This window comes from Nocardiopsis prasina DSM 43845 (assembly GCF_000341265.1).
In the GTDB taxonomy this organism is placed as follows: domain Bacteria; phylum Actinomycetota; class Actinomycetes; order Streptosporangiales; family Streptosporangiaceae; genus Nocardiopsis; species Nocardiopsis prasina.
This window is the reverse complement of the sequence record NZ_ANAE01000225.1, coordinates 1-529: the sequence shown is the minus strand read 5'-3', so window position 1 is coordinate 529 and position 529 is coordinate 1. Positions and strand designations below refer to the sequence as shown.

1 protein-coding gene is annotated in these 529 nt (G+C 76.7%); it reads right to left on the bottom strand.

Going from position 1 to position 529, the window contains the following annotated elements; all coding sequences use genetic code 11:
• Positions 1 to 451 (bottom strand): DUF3105 domain-containing protein (locus tag D452_RS31805; RefSeq protein ID WP_275040753.1); only part of this gene is annotated, 451 nt, incomplete at its 3' end.
• Positions 452 to 529: the final 78 nt, after the last annotated feature.

Sequence of the window (529 nt, the reverse complement as noted above, 5' to 3'; positions counted from 1 at the left end):
GGACGGCCGCCTCCGTCAGGACCGGCTCGTCGTACACCCCGCAGTTCTGCCAGAAGCCGTAGTGCTCCCCGCCCACCGGCGGGAACTGCTCGTAGTCGACGGTCACGCCCGTCTCCACGTGGTCCTTGGACAGGTCCCCGAAGGTCTCGACGCCCTCGGTCCGCGCGCCTCCGGCCCCGCCGGAACCATCCGAGCCGCTCGCCTGGTCCGGCCCCGCGTTGTCGTCGTACAGCCAGAAGCCGCCGAGGACCGCGCCGGCCACCAGGACCAGCGCCAGGCCGACGCCGCCGCCGATGATCCACGGAACGGCCGAACGGCCGCCGGGCGCGGGCGCTCCGGGGTGCCCGTACGGCGGCTGGCCGGGCGGCGGACCCTGGGGCGGCTGGCCGGGGTGCGCGAACCCGGGCGGCGGACCCTGGTACGCGTAACCGGGCGGGGGTCCCTGTGGCAAGTGTCCCGGAGCGGGCGGCGGGCCCTGGGGGTACTGGCCCTGCGGGGGCGGACCCTGCGGGTACTGGCCCTGAGGGGG